Here is a 19,133-nt window from a genome sequence, read left to right as displayed (position 1 = left end):
AGATTGTAGATAGAGATAATTCAATACGTATCCCAGTGCAGTCTCAATGATAAGTTAACAATTCCCAAAGCAATTCCGATTTTTTATGAAGTTATGTATAGTAGGTTTTTTGGGAGTAACAAGGTTGAAAACCAGAAAAAAATAATTTTTTTCCTTTAGGTAGTCAAGGGGTAAAAAAGTAGGTAACGGGAGAAGATTCTAAAGAATTTCTGCATTTGGTTGAAAACGAGAAAGTGATGTTTATCCTGATAATTAAGGAGCGCGAAGGAAATGAATTATGGTTACTGCTCTACAACAAAAAACATCTCCAGAGTCTAAAGACAAAGCGTTAGTTCTGTGGTTTGAAGAAGTAGGAATTGCTGATATTCCCTTAGTTGGTGGAAAGAATGCCTCACTAGGAGAAATGATTCAAGAATTGACTCCCAAAGGAATAAATGTTCCGACGGGTTTTGCGACTACTGCGTATGCTTATCGGTACTTTATTAAAGGCGCTGGACTAGAAGAAAAGCTACGGCAAATTTTCTCTGATTTAGATGTTGAGGATGTTAATAATTTAAGAGAACGTGGCAAACAAGCACGGGCTTTAATCCTCGACACACCATTCCCTCCAGATTTACAAGCTGCGATCGCATCAGCATATCAAAAACTATGCGAACGCTACGGTTACAATAAAGATATATGCGATCGATTTGAAGGCAAAGCAAAAGAACAGTGCGAATCCCAAAGTCAAGACGTAGACGTTGCTGTTCGTTCATCTGCGACTGCTGAAGACTTGCCAGATGCTAGTTTTGCAGGTCAACAAGAAACTTATTTGAACGTACATGGAGTGAGATCGGTTTTAGAAGCTTGCCATAGATGTTTTGCTTCTATCTTTACCGATCGGGCTATTTCTTATCGTACTATTAAAGGCTTCGATCATTTTGAAGTTGCATTGTCAGTAGGCGTACAAAAGATGGTGCGTTCTGACTTAGCTTCTTCTGGTGTTATGTTCTCCATTGACACCGAAACCGGATTCAAGAATGCAGCTTTAGTTACAGCCGCTTATGGTTTAGGTGAAAACGTAGTTCAAGGTGCCGTAAACCCAGACGAATATTTCGTTTTCAAACCGACATTAAAAGACGGATATCGTCCAATTTTGGAAAAACGTCTTGGTACTAAAGAGATCAAAATGATCTACGATGTCGGCGGTACTAAACTGACGAAAAACGTCTCAGTTGCTCAATCAGAAAGAGTTAAATATGCTCTGAATGATGACGAAATTCTCACATTGGGTAAATGGGCTTGCATAATTGAAGACCACTATTCAGCAGTTCGCGGTACTTATACACCGATGGACATTGAATGGGCAAAAGATGGTTTAAACGGACAACTTTATATTGTTCAAGCTCGTCCAGAAACGGTTCAATCACAAAAATCTGGTAGCGTCCTGCGTAACTTCAAACTGAATGGCACAGGTAATGTATTGACTACCGGACGTGCAGTTGGTGAAATGATTGGTCAAGGTAAGGCTAATGTAATTCTCGACGTGCATAAGATTGATGAATTCCAAGCTGGTCAAGTCTTAGTTACCAACAAGACAGACCCGGATTGGGAACCTATCATGAAGAAAGCTAGTGCGATCGTTACCAACCAAGGTGGACGCACTTGCCACGCAGCGATTATCGCTCGTGAAATGGGTATTCCGGCGATCGTCGGTTGCGGCAATGCTACTGGTTTGCTCAAATCTGGTCAAGAAGTAACCGTATCTTGTGCAGAAGGTGAAGAAGGACGGGTTTACGAAGGTTTAGTACCTTTTGAAGTCATCGAAACCCAACTGGATAACCTACCACAAATCAAGACCAAGATTTTGATGAACGTTGGTAATCCTGAAGAAGCTTTTGGTTTATCCTCGATTCCTTGCGACGGTGTTGGTCTAGCTCGCTTAGAATTCATTATCGCCAACCACATTAAATGTCACCCATTGGCATTGTTGAAGTTTGACGAATTAGAAGATAAAGCAGCGAAGTGGGAAATTCAACAATTGACCGCTCTCTACGAAAATAAAGCTGACTTCTTCGTAGACAAACTAGCTCATGGTATCGGTATGATTGCGGCTGCATTCTATCCGAAACCTGTGGTGCTGCGGATGTCCGACTTCAAGAGCAATGAATATGCTAACTTGCTTGGTGGACGAGAATTCGAGCCCAAAGAAGAAAACCCGATGATCGGTTGGCGCGGTGCTTCTCGTTACTACGATCCAAATTATCGCGAAGCATACGGCTTGGAATGTATCGCCCTGAAACGGGTACGCGACGAAATGGGTCTAACCAACGTGATTCCGATGATTCCGTTCTGCCGCACTCCTGATGAAGGACGCAAAGTATTGGCGGAAATGGAAAAATATGGCTTGAAACGTGGCGAAAACGGCTTGCAAGTCTACGTGATGTGCGAAATTCCGAATAACGTGATCATGGCAGACGAGTTTAGCCAAGTGTTTGATGGCTTCTCGATCGGTTCTAACGACCTAACTCAGTTAACATTGGGATTAGACCGTGACTCCGCTTTAGTTGCTCACATCTTCGACGAACGCAACCCAGGCGTTAAAGAAATGGTGCGGTTGGTGATTGAAAAAGCCAAGAAGAACGATCGCAAGATTGGTATTTGTGGTCAAGCACCTTCTGACTATCCAGAGTTTGCCCGCTTCTTGGTGGAACAAGGTATTGATTCGATCAGCTTGAACCCCGACTCAGTAATCAAGACCCTGCTCGACATCGCCAAAATGGAAAGTGGCAACTAATAACTAAAGTTTGGTTATAGAGATTTGCGTCTCTACAGTCTCTACAAAGGCATTGCTCTAGTGGGTATTTCTGCTAGAGCATTTCTTATTAAGGATATAAGACAAAGCAATCGATCGTTACTCTTACAAAAGTCAACAATCTTTTCTTTTATCCTTGAATATTTAATTTTTGCCTTATGCTTGAATTCGGTAAAAAACCTCTGCCCTAAAAAACCCGTCAAACCCTGCGAAAGTTATGTTTAAAAAAATTCTAGTGGCAATGGATTCATTGGAAACGAGCAATCACATTCTGGCAGCAGCTTTGTTTATGGCTAAAACCAGTAATGCGGAATTAATGCTATTGCACGTCGTCAGCCCATACGAGGAAGGTTATCCTAACATCAGCATTCAAGTGGGTAAAAACTCTCAAATTCTAACCCATAAGGATAGTATTAGTAATTATTTTAAACAGCGAGAGAAGTTTGAAAGTCAGAGTTTGGAGTTGTTGCGATCGCATTTGGTACAAGCGATCGCAATGGGTATTAAAGCCGAAATGACGCAAAATTTTGGCGACCCCAAGTGGAACATTTGCGACCTAGCTCGAACTTGGGGTGCTGATTTAATAGTAATGGGAAGACGGGCTAGCTATGACATTAAAGATGCCATTCATGGCAGCGTAAGTAACTATGTGCTGCATAATTCCCACTGTGCTGTACTTACCCTACAACATCAAAATTAAGTAGGGAATAGGGAAATTTTTGAGTTTTGAGTTAGCAGGATAGTTTCAAGTTTTAGATTTTGAGTTAGGGAAAAAGTTCCAAGTTTTAAGTTCTCTCCCCTGCTCCCCTGCTCCCCTGCTCCCCTGCTCCCCTGCTCCCCTGCTCCCCTGCTCCCCTGCTCCCCTGCTCCCCTGCCCTCTAATAAGCGCCGCTATTTTTGTTAAACACAACAAAGATAGTTTTGAAAATCAACTGTAGGTCGTACATGAGACTCCAATTTTCTTGATATTTCAAATCCAAACGGATCACATCTTCAAAATTGCGAATTTGCGACCTGCCACTCACCTGCCATTCTCCTGTCATCCCTGGTTTAACATCTAAACGCTGCCATTCAGGAACTTCGTACTGTTCCACTTCATCTGGGGTTGGTGGTCTGGTGCCGACTAAACTCATCTCGCCTTTCAGGACGTTCCAAAATTGCGGCAATTCATCTAAACTTGTGCGACGTAAAAACTGACCTACCTTAGTAATTCGGGGGTCTTTGGCACTTTTGAATAGCTTGTTGTCACCCAATTGGTTTTCTACTTCTGCTTTGCGTGCTTCTGCATCAATGTACATGGAACGGAATTTCCAAATTCGGAATCGTTTTCCCATCCAACCACAGCGGATTTGTCCGAAGAAAATTGGGCCGGGACTGTCTAATTTAATCGCAATGGCAATGGGAATAAATAAAATGCCTGTAATTATTAAACCTACTATTGACCCTACAAGATCAAGCGATCGTTTAATCCAAGAATAAATAGAAGGATGAGTGGGAGGGGGTACAATTTCACTTTGTTCGGTAGTTTTTTCTGCTTCTGTACTTACAGTTTGCTCGATCGGCAAAACTTCATTCAGTCCAGTCAGAGATAAAACTGCCATAACTTGCGGACGCACGTCGCGCAATAGTAATTCTATGCCCTTGTCTTTTGTGAGTTTAAAATTGCTAACTAAGGCACCTAAACCACTACTATCCATAAAAGTAGTATCACTAAAATCGAAAATAATCTTGTCTGGTACAGTATCTGCTTGACACAGTTCCTGACAGGTTTTCCTAAATTCCACCGCTTCTAACACAGTTAAGCGTTGGGGTACTTGAATCAATGTAGTTTCTTGCAACACAATTACCTCAGAATACATAATTTCAATGGTTTAAGTAACTATGTTAACTAACAGTAAAATGCGGACTTTAATGTTAGTTTGCCTAAAATCTGGAAATTTTTCCAGACAAATCGTTAAGCTTTATCAAAAATTTTTATTTTCCTTCAAAATATCTTAACAATTGATGGTTACATAAGCATTGAGTCGGTATCTAACAGAATTAGGGGCAAATTGATTCTACTAAAAGTTATGACAATTTGCCAAAATATAGGGGACAATATGGAACGTGCGGCCTATAGTTAGGTAAAAAGCGATGAATTTTGTCAGAATCCAGAAAATTTTGGCTCCATTTTTACTTGGCTTGTTGTTGTTGGTGTCTTCCTGTGCAAAACAAGCTCCTTCGCGCTACGAGCAAGCCCAAAATGCCAGTACGGGTAGAAATGCTACTCCCGCAGTAGTGAAAGTATCTACCCAAGGCTCACTGTTTAATAAATATTTTCCTAAATCTGGTGATGGGTATCAAGTAGTACCAGCCCAAGAGAAAAAAGGTTTTGCAGAATACAAGTTGAAAAAAGATGGGAAAGATGTAGCTGTGCTTTCCGTTTCTGATACGGTGAATAACCCTTCAGCGAAGGAGAAGTTCCAAAGTAGTGGGAAAAAAATTGCTGGTTATCCAGCGGCTAATATTGGTAGTAATGGTACAGCTGTCTTAGTTGCCGATCGCTATCAAGTAAAAGTTCAATCGCGGGATTCATCTTTTAGCCAAAGCGATCGAGAAGCTTGGTTGCAAAAATTCAATCTACGTGGTATTGCAGCACTGAAATAAACTGTTGTCAAGTTCAAATTAAAACTAGTAAAACAAGGAAGTAGTTGTGAGTAAACCTATTTTCGAGTTGGTTGATGAACTCCCCACAGGTGGGTTAACAGTAATGTCGCTCCGTGCCTTAGATTTTGCAATTCCTGGAGAGTGGCAAAATCTGGTAGGTTTTGATAACACGATTCGCACGGTGACAGGGGAAACAGACGAGAGTATAATTCAACAAATTGGCGATCGGGCTGTTACTTTATATAACGACAAATCCCAAGGATATCAAACCGCATTATGGCTATACCAAACTGTTACCAGTGGCTCAAAATTATTGGGTACGGCTGCATTAGCAAATAAACTGGGTGAAAAGATTTCCTTATTGGGTTTTTTAGATAAAATCACCCCGAAAGCTGAAAAAGCACAAACCATTGACTTAGCAGTAAAATTAGTCGTGGAATTAGTAGCTTTTTGCCAAATTAACGGGATTCCTGGTGATAGCATTGGCGACTTTTTAGCAGCATTAGGCGACTATAGCGGCGAGTCTTTAATGCGGATGGCAGCGTTAGTTTGCTTCGATGGTTTAATTCCCTTGGGGCCAGATTTTATCGAAAAAGTGCTATCTAGTTTTAATACCATGAGTCCCCAAGAATTGCAAAACAATCAAAGCTTTAATAGCGTCAAAGATTTGATTCCCGGAGGTAGTACGGAAGGGAAGAAAAACTTCATTGCTGAAAGCTTTAATTCGGTTTCTGGGTGGATGAGTGGTTTTGTCAATTCCCATGATTTAACACCGCAAAAAGTCGCCAAAAATCTCTCCAGCTTTATCGACGTTGCTGATGATAAATTAGATTACCTTGCTGCTTTCCTAGATGTTTCGACTAACTATTACGAACATACAGGAATTCAAACTTTAGCACATCGTTTGATTGAAAGAGCATCTGGGGAAATTTAGGAAGAGAGGGAACAGGGAACAGGATAAATTGTTTAATTGATTTCTTGTACCTGCGTTTGTAGCCCGCCTGCGAATCAATTCGCAGGCTAATAGCTCAAGTCCATTAAAATGGACTGAAAGCATAAAAATCCGAATAAGTATCTTATACCAATTCTCTATGAAGATGCGCTTAAATTTTCCCCACCCCAAACCCCTCCCCATCCACAGTGAGGGGCAATGATTAAGTGCAATTTTACAGAGAATTGGTATTAATCCTGCTGAGTTAATTGTCTCCTGAAGTTCCTGTTCCTTGAGAAAATTTGAACCTTTGCCAAGATTGGGCTGTCTAAATAGAGAGTTGAATGAGATATAAATTATGCCACAAACTACAGGGATTGATGAGTTAGTTGATAGTTTACCCACGAAAAGTACCACTGTTTATTTGTTGCAAGGGTTAGATTTTGTGGTGCCTGGGGAGTGGGAAAATGTTGTAGGTTTTGATAATATGATTCGGGCGGTTACTGGCAAGAAGGACAAAGATAAGATTAAGAAAATACGCGATCGCGCCCTGAAAATATACAACGATCCATCACAAGGTTATCAGAGAGCGATTTGGCTGTATCAAATTGCGGATACAGCGGATAGTGCGATGGGTGCGATGGCGATCGCCAATAAACTAAGTGAAAAAGTTAGCTTCCTTTCATTCTTAAATAAACTAACTCCCAAATCTGACGTAATTCAAAGCATCGATCTCGGTTTAAAATTAGTAATTGAATTATTAGCTTTCTCTGCTATTCATCAAATCCCCGTTACTAACTTTGGGGCTTTTGGCAATGGCTTAAGTAAGTATAGCGGACAATCATTAATGCGAATGGCGGCGTTAGTTTCCGTTGATGCTTTAGTTCCCTTGGGGCCAGATTTTGTGAGAAAAGTACATACAAACTTGACTAATATCAACTCAGCTACTTTACAACAAAACCCAATTTTTCAAAGTATTAGCGGCATGATTCCCGGAAATAGTACAACCGAAAAGTTGGGATTTATGGAACAAAATTTCGCTGCCGTACAAGGGTGGATGAATAACTTTGTCCAATCCCATCAATTAACACCACAAAATGTAGTTAGTCACTTAAAACAATACATTGATTTTGCCGATGATAAATTAGATTACGTTGCCGCATTTTTAGACGTAGCAACCAATTATTATCAGCATACAGGAACACAAAGCGTAGCAAGACATTTGATTGAAAAAGCCGCTGATTAACTGCCGAAAAATTTAGTTAATAACCCAAAGGTGAACGCTTTTACATCTGCGTTTATCTGCGTGCATCTGTGGTTAAATTATTATCTGTGTTCATCTGTGTTTATCTGTGGATATCTGTGGTAAAAATCCTAACCTTTTGGCAAATCCCAAATCTCTAAAAAACGCAGATGAACGCAATACTTGATAAAGTTATTGAATTACATATCTTCCCAATAAGACGCTTCAATCTTGTGACCATCTAAATCGCGGACAAAGCAACCATAGTATTGTTCACCATACTCCGGTCTAGAACCTGGGGCACCATCATCGACACCTCCAGCAGCTAAAGCTGCCTCATAGAAGGCATGAACTGATTCTTTAGTAGGCGCAATAAAGCCAATATGAGTACCATTTCCGACATTTGCGGGTTGACCGTTTATGGGAGTTTGTACCCAAAATTCTGGATACTGCTTTCCATAAGCAATGGCACCTGGATGTTCCATAATCCGTTTACAGCCTAACGTTGCCAGCACTTTATCGTAAAATGCGATCGCTCTCTCAAAATCATTAGTTCCGAGCGAGACATGGGAGATAATACTGGGAATATCGTCCATACTTAAATCCTCCAGTTGTTGCCAGGGTTACGCGATCGCACTTCAATACTTTTTGGCTGCATCATAGCAGTATAAATGTACTAAATCAACCGAGTTCAAAAAATCATAACTCTCGAATTACCCGACAAGGATTTCCCGCAGCTACCACATTTTCAGGAATATTTTTTGTTACCACGCTTCCGGCACCAATAGTAGTATTATCGCCGATCGCCACACCCGGACAAATAATTGCCCCTCCACCAATCCAAACATTATTACCGATTGTTATTGGTGCAGCGAGTTCCTTTCCTGTAAGGCGAATATTAGGATCTACTGGATGATAAGCGGTGTAAATTTGCACATAAGGCGCACACAAAACATTATCGCCAATATGCACTGTATTGCAATCTAAAATTACACAACCATAATTCATGTAAAAGTTGTCACCGACATAAATATGACAACCATAGTCGCAATAGAAATTGGGAACGATTTGGGGATTTTTTCCGACTTTGGCGAATAGTTGGTGGAGGAGTTGCGATCGCAAATCCCTCTCCTCCTCCCCCGTATTATTATACAAACGAGTCAGCCGACAAGCCTCTAAATGCAAAGCTTGTAACTCTGCATCAGCAGCAACATACAACTCACCCGCAAGCATTTTTTCTCTTTCTCTTTTCGGCTGTTCCATGATTAGGCAGGGGGGCAGGGGGGCAGAGGGGCAGAGGGGCAGAGGGGCAGGGGGGCAGGGGGGCAAGAAAACTCTGTACGGGCGGGTTTTGTTGTTAAATCTTCTGCTGTGAACACAAATTTATCTGCTAAACCCGCCCCTACAAACTCAAAACTTTCCCAGTCCCTAGTCCCCAGTCCCCAGTCCCTAATCCCTTTCATACCTTACTTGCCCTTAATTGTCCACAAGCGGCATCAGCTTCCAAACCTCTAGAATAGCGCACGCTGACGGCGATATGTCTATTTTGGAGAACATTCATAAAAGCTTGAATTCGCTTTGCATTTGGGCGTTGATAATCTGCTTCCTGAATTGGATTATAAGGAATTAAATTCACATGACTTTGGAAACCGCGCAAATGTTTTGCTAACTCTTCCGCCTGTTCCGGTAAATCATTCACCCCTGCCAACAGGATATATTCAAAAGTCACTCTTCGCCCAGTAATTTGCACATATTCTCGACATTCATCGAGCAAATTTTCTAAAGTGTAATTCTTGGCAGTAGGAATCAATTTCTCCCGCAAATTTTGGTTAGAAGCGTGCAAACTCACTGCCAAAGTCACTTGTAAATGATGTTGGGCTAATTGGCGAATTTTTCCCGGAATACCGACAGTAGAAACAGTAATATTTCGCTGTCCAATACCCACATCTTCATTGAGCGATTTGATTGCCCCTACGACATTTTCTAGATTGATTAAAGGTTCGCCCATGCCCATAAATACAATGTTGCTGACGCGCCTTTGAAAATCTTCTTGAACTGTCAAAACTTGGTCAATAATTTCATGTTTGGCAAGGTTACGTTTAAAACCGCCCTTACCAGTGGCGCAAAAATCGCACGCCATCGGACAACCAACTTGGGAAGAAACGCAAACAGTCAGGCGTTTTTCTGTGGGAATGCCGACTGTTTCTACAATTTGATTATCGGCTAAACGCAGCAAATATTTTACTGTTTCATCTGGGGCAACAGAACGATAATGAACAGTTGACCTACCAATAGAAATATCCGCCAAATCATCACGCCATTGTTTCGGAAAAACTGTGATTTCCCCCAGACTTCTTGCGCCTTTTTCATATATCCATTGATGCAGCTGTTTTCCCCGATAAGCTGGTTGCCCTTGCTGCTGCACCCAATCAGTTAATTCTGCTACAGTTGCACCCAGGAGGGCAGGGGAGGTGGGTTCGGTTAGAGGAGATGGGGAGGTGGGGAGATGGGGGGAATTAAATTTTTCCTTTACCCTTTCTTCTTCTTTCCCTTCTGCCTTCTGCCCTCTGCCTTCTGCCTTTCTTCCGACTTCTGTTCGCTTAGTTAATTTACTTTGCACCATAATTTTTGCCAATACAACCCCAAACCTCTAGCCTAGCTAAAGTCATTTGTCATTGGTTATTGGTCATTTGTCATTAGTTCGATATTTTCAAATTACCAACGACCAACTACCAATAACCAATGACCAATGACTAAACAGTAACAACGGTTTCCGCCTGAGTTACACCGATCGCACCAGAATAAATCAATCCTCGCTGCATATCCAGAGTTAAAATTGCCCCATCGCGGATGCAACCAGTGGCATTTTTCACACCGACTATTACCGGGATACCCAAACGCAAACCGATGACGGCGGCGTGACTGGTGAGACTTTCGTCTTCAGTGATGATCCCTGCGGTTTTGCGAATGGCATCGACGTATTCTGCATTGGTACGGGAGGCGACTAAAATTTCTCCGGGATTAAAGTTAGAGATATCTGCATAGCTAGCGGCTACTCTCGCCCTACCACTGACTGAACCAGTACCCAAGGCGGTACCTTTGCCGAGTACTGCTGTTACTACTTCCACTTTAATCAAATCTGTAGAACCGGACACGCCTTGCAGGGTTCCAGCTGTCATTACTACTAAGTCGCCTTCGTTGACTAGATGATTCTCCCTTGCCACATTGATGGCAGCTTGGAAGGTTTGACTGGTGGAAGGTAAATCTAAAACCAACAGGGGTTTAACGCCCCAAACTAGTTGTAGTTGTCGGGCAACATCGACGTGGGGTGTAACTGCCAAAATTGGGGTTTTTGGGCGGAATTTGGAGACGTTTCTGGCTGTTGCGCCGGATTTAGTCAAACTCATGATTGCCGTAGCGTCTAGCTGTTCGGCTATGTGTCCGACTGCTTGGCTAATGGCGTTGGGAATGGAAGGACTGGAGTTGGCAATGGTGGCGACGGTTGGTTGTTGCGCTTGTTCTTGTTCTATTCTGACGGCGATGCGTGCCATTGTCGCTACTGCTTCGACGGGATATTTACCAACGGCAGTTTCGTTGGAAAGCATCACAGCATCGGTTCCATCGAGGATAGCATTGGCTACGTCGGAAATTTCGGCGCGAGTGGGACGGGGGCTACCAACCATGCTATCTAGCATTTGGGTAGCGGTGATGATGGGTATCCCTAAACGGTTGGCTAGAACGATTAATCGCTTTTGTAAGATGGGTACATCTTCTGCGGGTAGTTCTACGCCTAAGTCGCCTCTGGCAATCATTACGCCATCACATAGGGGGAGGATGGCTTCCATTTGTTCGATCGCTTCATGCTTTTCTATCTTCGCGATCACTGGCACTTGTTTTCCAGCGCTGAAAATCAATTCTTTGATTTCCAATACGTCTTGGGGATTTCGCACGAAGCTTAATGCTACCCAGTCTACACCTTGATCTAACCCGAACATTAAGTCTTTACGGTCTTTGTCGGTGAGGGCTTTGATGGAAAGGTAGACTCCGGGAAAGTTTACGCCTTTGCTGTTGGAAAGGACTCCGCCAACTACGACGATACAATGTAATTCTTGGGTGATGCGATCGACTTTTTCCACAACCATCTCTACTTTGCCGTCGTCTAGGAGGATGGTAGCGCCTTCGGGGACTTCTTCGGCTAGTCGATCGTAGGTAACGGAACTAATTTCTTCAGTGCCTAAAACTTGACGATTGGTTAAAGTAAAGCGATCGCCCTTTTTCACTACTACAGACCCTTGTTCAAATTGCCCTAGCCTAATTTTCGGGCCTTGTAAGTCTTGCAGTATCGCCACTGGCTGATTAAGCTCAAAGGAAGTTTGCCGAATTAGGCGAATATTCCGTTGGTGTTCTTCGTGGGTACCGTGAGAAAAGTTGAGCCTTAAGGTAGTGGCACCAGCTTCAATTAAAGCACGCAAAACTTCGGGAGTGCGGGTAGCAGGGCCAATGGTGGCAACGATTTTTGTTCTTCTTAGGTATTTTTCAGATGGCATTTTGACCTATCCACAAGGGTAGAAGGGGGCTGGGGAAGTTATAAGTTTGTAGGGGCGGGTTTAGTATATTATTTTTATGCTCAAACAGATAAGTCATTCACCAAACCCGCCCTTGAAGAGTTTTAAGTTAAAGGTAATCTCTTAATTTAACACTTCACTACTCACAACTCTTCACTGTACCGTAATCCGCAAGCAACAAAACTTTATTGTTTGAGTGTCAGTATCGTATACTACGCGATGGATGTTAACAGGAGTAAAGATACTGATGTCGGAGGCACAGAAACCGCTGACAGTACCAAAGGAGTTGTTGCAACCTCCCGGCGATTTTAATCCTACGCTGCTGATGTTTTGTGTCGCAGTCGGAATGGTAATACTTTCCACTTGCGGGTATTGGTGCTGGGAATGGCCTGATTGGTGCTGTTTTTTAATTAACGTGATTGCTTTGCACATGGTCGGGACTGTGATTCATGATGCTTCTCACAATGCCGCCCATCGCGATCGCGTCATCAATGCTATGTTAGGGCATGGTAGCGCCCTGATGTTGGGTTTTGCTTTTCCAGTTTTTACGCGGGTACATATTCAACATCACGCTCATGTGAATGACCCGGATAATGACCCTGACCATTTTGTGTCTACTGGTGGGCCATTATGGTTAATTGCGGCGAGGTTTTTCTATCACGAAGTTTACTTTTTCAAGCGGCGTTTATGGCGCAAATATGAGTTGTGGGAATGGTTTTTCAGTCGATTGTTTGTCGCCACAATCGTCTATTTTGCTTGCCAACACGGAATTTTGGGCTATGTTTTGAATTTCTGGTTTTCTCCAGCTTTGGTAGTAGGTTTGGCGTTAGGGTTGTTTTTTGATTATCTCCCCCATCGTCCGTTTCAGGAGCGCGATCGCTGGAAAAATGCTAGAGTCTATCCAAGCCCAATTTTGAACATCCTGATTTTAGGTCAAAACTATCATCTGATTCATCATTTGTGGCCTTCAATTCCCTGGTATCATTACCAAACAGCTTATCGCGCCACTCAACCGCTTTTAGATGAAAAAGGCTGTTATCAAACTTTAGGATTGTTCCAAGGCAAAGATTTTTGGAGTTTTGTCTACGACATCTTTTTAGGAATTCGCTTTCACGGTAAAAAGAAGTCTCCCCAGCAGTTGGAAGAAGCTTAGCAAAATTTACTGAACATATCATAATTGATTGAAATTTAATAACTCACCAGAAGCAAGTTTCATCCCTTGCTTCTTTTTTTGCGAGGTTCGTTGTAAGCACTTCAGTGCTTTTAAGTAGGTAGATGTAAATAAAGTAAAAAGCAAGGCGGGCAGGATGCCCACCCCACAAGAAAGATGTAACTCTTGTGGGGTGGGCATCCTGCCCGCCCCATCCTCCTATAACTATTATCACTTTATTTATTTGCACCTACTTATTGAGGAATGAACGACTAAAGTCGTCACAACGAACTTTTTTTTCGCACTAGTAGCTAGGTTCGTTGTAAGCACTTCAGTGCTTTTATTTAGGAATGAACGACTAAAGTCGTCACAACGAACTTAATATTACGGTGTATAATTCTTCCTTAAATAACTTAGACCAGGAGAATATAATATGCTCACTGCCAATCAATTGTATGATGAAACTTACTATCTAGATAACAACTTAGACCTTTCTGTTGCTTTGAGTAATGGCGTTATTAGCAGTGGCTTGTCTCACTTTAACGGAATGGGAAAATTAGAAAATCGCAGTCCCAGTTCTTTCTTTGATAGTGAATATTATTTACAAACCTATTCTGATGTAGCCCTAGCTGTTCAGAATAAGACAACTACGGCTTTTGATCACTTTATCTTACACGGTCAATTTGAAATACGCAATCCTAATTCTGCATTTAATACCCTGCTTTATTTACAACAAAACCCCGATGTAGCGGCGGCTGTACAAAAAGGTGATATTACAGCATTTGAACATTTTATCGAAAATGGGATCGAAGAAGGTCGTTCTCTCGCTACTATTTTCAACAAACCTGAGCCGGAAAAGTGGGCTTTTTCCTTACCGAATTATACAATTGAACACCAAGGGATTAATAACCTAAATATCAATGTTGAATATACCTATATGGACGGCATTACTTATTCAGAGTACCCGGATTTTGTGCCAATTTATAAAAGTGTCGATCGCTTTTTAGTTAACTACCCCAACGAAACCGATTTTTGGGAAATCATCAACAAAAACCTCACCCAAAAACTGCTGGATGAAAATCCATCAATGCAGTCTGTGACTGTTGATATTGATGTTTTACCCAGTGTTTCATTACCTTACCAACGTTCCAGCATAGTTACCCGTGACAGACAAGGAAAGTTAGAGGAAAAATGGGATTTCCAAATTCCGCAATATACGATTGAACACCAAGGATTAAACACTTTAAACCTCGATGTTAGTTATACCTATAAACCAGGAATAAGCAATAGCCAATATCCTGATTTTCAGCCAATTTATAACCGCATCAATAACTTCCTAATTAATTATCCCAACGAAACGGATTTCTGGGAAATTTTGAATAAAAACCTCACTCAGCAAATTCTCTCGGAAAATCCCGAATTCGCAGATTTTAAAGTCAATTTGGAAGTGCTGCCAACTAACAATCTACCATATACGAGAAGCAGTACTGTTACCCGAACTCAACCACAGTTATTAAATGTGCCAGAAACGTTTTTGATAGGAAATACCAGAGGTAACAACGTAGTCAGATTTGATGCCAAGACGGGTAGCTTTTTGGGTGAATTTATTACTGCTGGTAGCGGAGGATTATTCTCACCCGATAACATTATTGTAGGGCCTGATGGTAATAATGATGGCATCAGTGACATTTACGTTTCCAGTGGTGATAAACCTGCAACTTCTACAGAACAAGGTGCTTCAGGAATTTTGCGTTTTGATGGAAGAACTGGGGCGTTTATCGATCGCTTTGTAAGCGATAATCCCAACACTCCCAACATTGACGAAACTGGTGGTTTGCTGCGTCCTTATGGTTCAGTATTCGGCCCCGATGGTAAACTTTATGTTAGCAGTTTCTTAACCGACCAAATTTTACGTTATGACGGCACAACTGGGCAATTTATTGATGTTTTTGCCACCGGAAATCAACAAGCTGGGGGATTAAATGGTCCGAATGGAATGATTTTTAGCCCTGATGGTTATCTCTACGTTACTACCGAAGGAAGTGTAGCGAAAAATGGTGAACCAGATTTCAGTGCTGGCTTACCTAGTCAGGTATTACGTTATGATGTTAAAACAGGTAAATCGACTGTATTTGCTTCTCCTGAAGCTGCACCTAATGGCAATGGTTTTGTCAGTCTTTTAGGATTAGCTTTTGGCCCTGATGATGGTCTGCTTTACGTTAGTGATTTTGCCAACGATATCCGCAAATATAATGTACAAACAGGGCAGTTAGCGGGTGTAATTTCGACAAATTATACTGGAACAAATACAACTAATAACTTCACAGGTGGGTTAAGTTTTGCTGAAGATGGCAATCTTTATACTGTAGGTTTTAACTACCAGCAAGGTGCGAATAATATCGGGGCAATTTTAGGATTTAACCCAGCAACGGGAGCAAAAATTACGGCACCAAATAATCCAAATAGCAATACTTTTGTACCGCCAAATCCTAACTTGAATCGTCCGATCGCAATTCTTTCTTATATCCCCACCACTACAGGAGATTTACGCGAGGAATGGTCGTTTAAATTCCAAAACTACCCAATTCAACATCAAGGTTTGAATAATTTAAATATTGATGTTGATTACGTCTACAAAAAGGGAATCAAAAATAATGAATACCCGGATTTTGTACCAATTTATCAGGGAATAGATCAGTATTTGAAGAATTACCCGAATGAAACGGATTTTTGGGAAATTCTCAATAAGAATCTGACGCAAAAACTTTTGACGGAAAATCAGGCGATTGACGCTTTAACTATTAACTGGAATGTACTGCCATCAATAGCTTTACCTTACGATCGCTCTAGTATTGTGACGCGAAATCGTCAAGGTTTGCTAGAGGAAAAATGGAACTTTAAGATTCCTGAATATCCGATCGTACATCAAGGTTTGAATACGTTGAATCTTGATGTGAATTATACCTATAAGCAAGGGATAACTGATGCAGAATATGTTGACTTTGTACCGATTTACAAGCGGGTAGATGAGGTGTTGCGAAATTACCCAGATGAAAATCAATTCTGGGAAATTGTTAACCGGAATTTGACTAGCTTAGTGTTAGGAGAAAATCCGGTATTGGCAGATGCAACGATTCAATTGGATGTTTTACCAACGGAACGATTGCCTTATAATCGGAGTAGTTTGGTAGTGCGATCGCAATTCTAATTCTAAGTACGTTGTTGCGCTTGGGCGCCCAAGCGCAACAACGTACATTGGAAAAATTTCAGCTAAAATTATCTATTATCTAATTCAACCGCCGCTGTTGATAAGGGGTTAAAGAAACAAATTTAGGTTAAAGATGGTCGAAGTTACAGTAGAGGTAATTCATGAATTACCTCTACTGTAACTTGCCGGATAAATCAGATTTTTGCACCTTTAAGGAATATGAATTAAACTAACGATCGCACCTCTATCTACAGAGGGATGACAGGGTGACGCTTCATATTATCTGAAGCTTAATGGGTCATAGTATCTTTAACTCAAAACCTTGTCGGAGCCTTATATATAGCTTCTCTAAATAATGTTTAATCAGCCACACATAATATAAATGAATGGAGAGAAAAATCTATATAAGCTTAATTACCGTTGTATCATCAGTTACTTTTATAAATAATAAGTTATAGCATCTTGATGTTTTGACCAGCCGAGCGCGTATAATCAGCAAAAGCATCAGGATAAATCCTGACAATTGATATGTGTGTGTGAGGAGTTACGGTGAATTACTATTTACAGATCGTCAGCAAAATTGCCTTTCCCATCCTTTTACTTAGTGTTTTTCCACTCAAATCTCTTGCGGTTTCAACTAACCCGGAAAATCAGTTGACGCAAAAGACACTGACGGATATTAATTTGCCAGAAGAGCATTTAAAACCAGGTTTTGTCCAAACCCAATCTTTGCCTCCCACAATAGACTCAAATTCTCAGGAAAACCCAGAGACTACATCAATAGATCAGCTTGAGAGTGCTGGATCTAATAACGAGTCACTGGGCCAAGTTACATCTGTTTCCCAACTAAGAGATGTTCAACCCACAGACTGGGCATTTCAGGCATTACAGTCTTTAGTGGAACGTTATGGTTGTATAGAAGGTTATCCTGACAGAACCTTTCGCGGCAATCGCGCCATGACTCGTTATGAGTTTGCTGCGGGGTTAAATTCCTGTTTAAACCGAATTAATGAATTATTGGCGGCAATGCCTAATGCAGTCAATCAAGGAGACTTAGAACAAATCCGAAGGTTGCAGGAACAATTTGCTGCTGAACTAGCAACACTCCGAGGTCGAGTTGATGCTTTGGAAGCGCGTACCACAACCATAGAAAAGCAACAGTTTTCCACTACAACTAAGTTAAGTGGAGAAGCGATTTTTAGCTTATCTACGGCTTATGGTGCTTATCGTGGGGGCAATGCGAATTTTATCAACAATACTAATCCGGTAAATGGCACAATTCCTAGACCGGGCAGAGATCCAGAGGTTGTGTTAAACGATCGCGTCCGCCTCAACCTACTAACCAGTTTTACTGGCAAAGACTTGTTGATTACCGGACTGCAAGCTTACAATTTTGGCGGTGGGCCGAGTGCGGCAATTCCAGGTTTTAACACTGGGGGTAGTCTGGCGGGAACTTTAGGCTACGGAGATGTGCTTTTCGGCAATTCTAGTAATGTGCGATTGGCTTATGAAGCGCAGTTTCCTACCGTCAATCCTCAAGATCTGTCAGTCACGGGTGGAAACAACAGTGTTAATCTCTACAAACTCCTCTACATTTTCCCCGTCGCCAGCAAGCTGACATTGTTTGCGGGAACAAAGGCAGAAGTATCGGATGCTTTCCCGTCGATTCTACCTTTTGCCGGAGAAGGTCAAGGGTCTATTTCCCGCTTCAGCAATCTGCCAGCGTCGCATCGGGTATCGGGAGGCACTTCCCAGACTGGACTGGCATCAGCGGCGGGATTCATCTGGAATATCTCAAACGCCTTTGACCTGCGAGCATTATATGGGTCGGTGCAAGCAAACTTTCCCGGCAATGAAGGATTCCCAGGTACTCCTCTGGGGGCGGGTCTTTTCAATGGTAGTTATGTTGCGGCAACTCAACTGACGATCAAGCCCACCAAAGCGATCGATATTGGTCTAAACTATGCTCACAGCTATCACCAGATCAATCTTTTGGCGACGGGACTAGCTTCAGCGGATATTGGCGCGATTCTGTTTGCCCCCAATGCGACCGAGATCAATAGGGCTAGGGGTTCGGCTTTGGTGGCGATCGCTAACCAACCAATCAAGATGGATACCTTTGGTGCATCAGCGGCATTTCGCTTGACTCCTTCCGTCACCCTGGCTGGTTCATTCACCTACATCTTTAGCGACTTGGTGCGAGTCAACGCCTCAACTAATTTTATCAGCTGGTTGGTTGGTCTTCATGTCAAGGATGTGCTGACTAAAGGTGGTTCAGCTGGTTTAATATTTGGACAACCTCTATCCCGCACTTCCACTGGTGGTAGAGCAGTATCGCCCGAAGATGCCACACCTTATCAGGTAGAAGGATACGTCAATTTCCGAGCCACAAATAATATCAGCGTTACTCCTGGTGTATTTGTGATTTTCAATCCTGAAGGATTTAGCGACAATCGCACGACTATTGTACCTGTGGTTCGGACTACTTTTACTTTCTAATTTCTGAATAAACTGAGGATTTTAGATTTTAGATCGATGAGCGATCTAAAATCTAAAATCCAAAATAGGATGCAACAGGAGAATTTTCGATACGATT

Annotated in this window: 13 protein-coding genes; 8 read left to right on the top strand and 5 right to left on the bottom strand. The window is 41.9% G+C overall.

Features of this window, described 5'->3' with window-relative positions:
• The first annotated feature begins 277 nt into the window (after positions 1-277).
• Together ppsA and ACE1CI_RS19395 are read left to right on the top strand one after the other, a co-directional pair.
• Complete coding sequence (ppsA, locus tag ACE1CI_RS19400; RefSeq protein WP_413263157.1) at positions 278-2,776, top strand: phosphoenolpyruvate synthase; 2,499 nt, start codon at positions 278-280, stop codon at positions 2,774-2,776.
• A 235-nt stretch (positions 2,777-3,011) separates the two neighbouring features.
• Complete coding sequence (locus ACE1CI_RS19395) at positions 3,012-3,494, top strand: universal stress protein (protein WP_413263156.1); 483 nt, start codon at positions 3,012-3,014, stop codon at positions 3,492-3,494.
• A gap of 178 nt (positions 3,495-3,672) precedes the next feature.
• Here the strand turns inward: ACE1CI_RS19395 and ACE1CI_RS19390 are convergent, their stop codons facing one another.
• Positions 3,673-4,653 carry an exopolysaccharide biosynthesis polyprenyl glycosylphosphotransferase gene (locus ACE1CI_RS19390; protein WP_413263155.1) on the bottom strand — a complete coding sequence of 327 codons (981 nt, stop codon included), beginning with the start codon at positions 4,651-4,653 and terminating at the stop codon, positions 3,673-3,675.
• 274 nt (positions 4,654-4,927) lie between these two features.
• Here ACE1CI_RS19390 and ACE1CI_RS19385 point away from each other — a divergent pair, with 274 nt between their 5' ends.
• The 3 genes from ACE1CI_RS19385 to ACE1CI_RS19375 all read left to right on the top strand — a co-directional run bounded on the left by ACE1CI_RS19385 (position 4,928) and on the right by ACE1CI_RS19375 (position 7,617).
• Positions 4,928-5,440, top strand: coding sequence for a hypothetical protein (locus tag ACE1CI_RS19385; protein WP_413263154.1), 513 nt, complete (start codon positions 4,928-4,930; stop codon positions 5,438-5,440).
• Between the two features lie 46 nt (positions 5,441-5,486).
• Positions 5,487-6,374 carry a hypothetical protein gene (locus tag ACE1CI_RS19380; RefSeq protein ID WP_413263153.1) on the top strand — a complete coding sequence of 296 codons (888 nt, stop codon included), beginning with the start codon at positions 5,487-5,489 and terminating at the stop codon, positions 6,372-6,374.
• Between the two features lie 355 nt (positions 6,375-6,729).
• Entirely contained in the window at positions 6,730-7,617 is an 888-nt protein-coding gene (locus ACE1CI_RS19375; protein WP_413263152.1) for a hypothetical protein, read from the top strand.
• 197 nt (positions 7,618-7,814) lie between these two features.
• On the opposite strand, the gene ACE1CI_RS19370 is transcribed toward ACE1CI_RS19375, so the two are convergent.
• From ACE1CI_RS19370 to pyk, 4 genes are all read right to left on the bottom strand, one after another.
• Complete coding sequence (locus ACE1CI_RS19370) at positions 7,815-8,210, bottom strand: VOC family protein (RefSeq protein WP_413263151.1); 396 nt, start codon at positions 8,208-8,210, stop codon at positions 7,815-7,817.
• Positions 8,211-8,313: 103 nt separating this feature from the next.
• A complete protein-coding gene (locus ACE1CI_RS19365) occupies positions 8,314-8,877 on the bottom strand; it encodes a sugar O-acetyltransferase (RefSeq protein ID WP_413263150.1) in 564 nt (187 codons plus the stop codon).
• Between the two features lie 196 nt (positions 8,878-9,073).
• Positions 9,074-10,237: a dual-specificity RNA methyltransferase RlmN gene (rlmN, locus tag ACE1CI_RS19360; RefSeq protein ID WP_413263149.1), complete on the bottom strand. Its 1,164-nt coding sequence runs from the start codon at positions 10,235-10,237 to the stop codon at positions 9,074-9,076.
• Positions 10,238-10,367: 130 nt separating this feature from the next.
• Positions 10,368-12,161 (bottom strand): pyruvate kinase, encoded by a 1,794-nt coding sequence (gene pyk / locus ACE1CI_RS19355; RefSeq protein WP_496615580.1) that lies wholly within the window; start codon positions 12,159-12,161, stop codon positions 10,368-10,370.
• A gap of 265 nt (positions 12,162-12,426) precedes the next feature.
• Here pyk and crtR point away from each other — a divergent pair, with 265 nt between their 5' ends.
• The 3 genes from crtR (at position 12,427) to ACE1CI_RS19340 (ending at position 19,036) form a co-directional block, all read left to right on the top strand.
• Positions 12,427-13,332, top strand: a complete 906-nt coding sequence (gene crtR, locus ACE1CI_RS19350) for a beta-carotene hydroxylase (RefSeq protein ID WP_413263147.1) — start codon at positions 12,427-12,429, stop codon at positions 13,330-13,332.
• Between the two features lie 430 nt (positions 13,333-13,762).
• Positions 13,763-16,537: a Vgb family protein gene (locus ACE1CI_RS19345; protein WP_413263146.1), complete on the top strand. Its 2,775-nt coding sequence runs from the start codon at positions 13,763-13,765 to the stop codon at positions 16,535-16,537.
• A gap of 549 nt (positions 16,538-17,086) precedes the next feature.
• Complete coding sequence (locus tag ACE1CI_RS19340) at positions 17,087-19,036, top strand: iron uptake porin (protein ID WP_496615579.1); 1,950 nt, start codon at positions 17,087-17,089, stop codon at positions 19,034-19,036.
• Positions 19,037-19,133: the final 97 nt, after the last annotated feature.

It is taken from the genome of Floridaenema flaviceps BLCC-F50 (assembly GCF_041929275.2).
Classification (GTDB): domain Bacteria; phylum Cyanobacteriota; class Cyanobacteriia; order Cyanobacteriales; family Aerosakkonemataceae; genus Floridanema; species Floridanema flaviceps.
The sequence above is the reverse complement of the archived record's forward strand: the minus strand, read 5'-3'. Positions and strand labels throughout refer to the sequence as shown.

Bases quoted from the DNA above. Each gene is read 5' to 3' on its own strand.
- ACE1CI_RS19365 (WP_413263150.1), bottom strand. From the start codon at position 8,877: ATGGAACAGCCGAAAAGAGAAAGAGAAAAAATGCTTGCGGGTGAGTTG.
- ACE1CI_RS19390 (WP_413263155.1), bottom strand. From the start codon at position 4,653: ATGTATTCTGAGGTAATTGTGTTGCAAGAAACTACATTGATTCAAGTA.
- ACE1CI_RS19370 (WP_413263151.1), bottom strand. From the start codon at position 8,210: ATGGACGATATTCCCAGTATTATCTCCCATGTCTCGCTCGGAACTAAT.
- ACE1CI_RS19385 (WP_413263154.1), top strand. From the start codon at position 4,928: ATGAATTTTGTCAGAATCCAGAAAATTTTGGCTCCATTTTTACTTGGC.
- rlmN (WP_413263149.1), bottom strand. From the start codon at position 10,237: ATGGTGCAAAGTAAATTAACTAAGCGAACAGAAGTCGGAAGAAAGGCA.
- ACE1CI_RS19375 (WP_413263152.1), top strand. From the start codon at position 6,730: ATGCCACAAACTACAGGGATTGATGAGTTAGTTGATAGTTTACCCACG.
- crtR (WP_413263147.1), top strand. From the start codon at position 12,427: ATGTCGGAGGCACAGAAACCGCTGACAGTACCAAAGGAGTTGTTGCAA.
- ACE1CI_RS19345 (WP_413263146.1), top strand. From the start codon at position 13,763: ATGCTCACTGCCAATCAATTGTATGATGAAACTTACTATCTAGATAAC.
- ppsA (WP_413263157.1), top strand. From the start codon at position 278: ATGGTTACTGCTCTACAACAAAAAACATCTCCAGAGTCTAAAGACAAA.
- pyk (WP_496615580.1), bottom strand. From the start codon at position 12,161: ATGCCATCTGAAAAATACCTAAGAAGAACAAAAATCGTTGCCACCATT.
- ACE1CI_RS19395 (WP_413263156.1), top strand. From the start codon at position 3,012: ATGTTTAAAAAAATTCTAGTGGCAATGGATTCATTGGAAACGAGCAAT.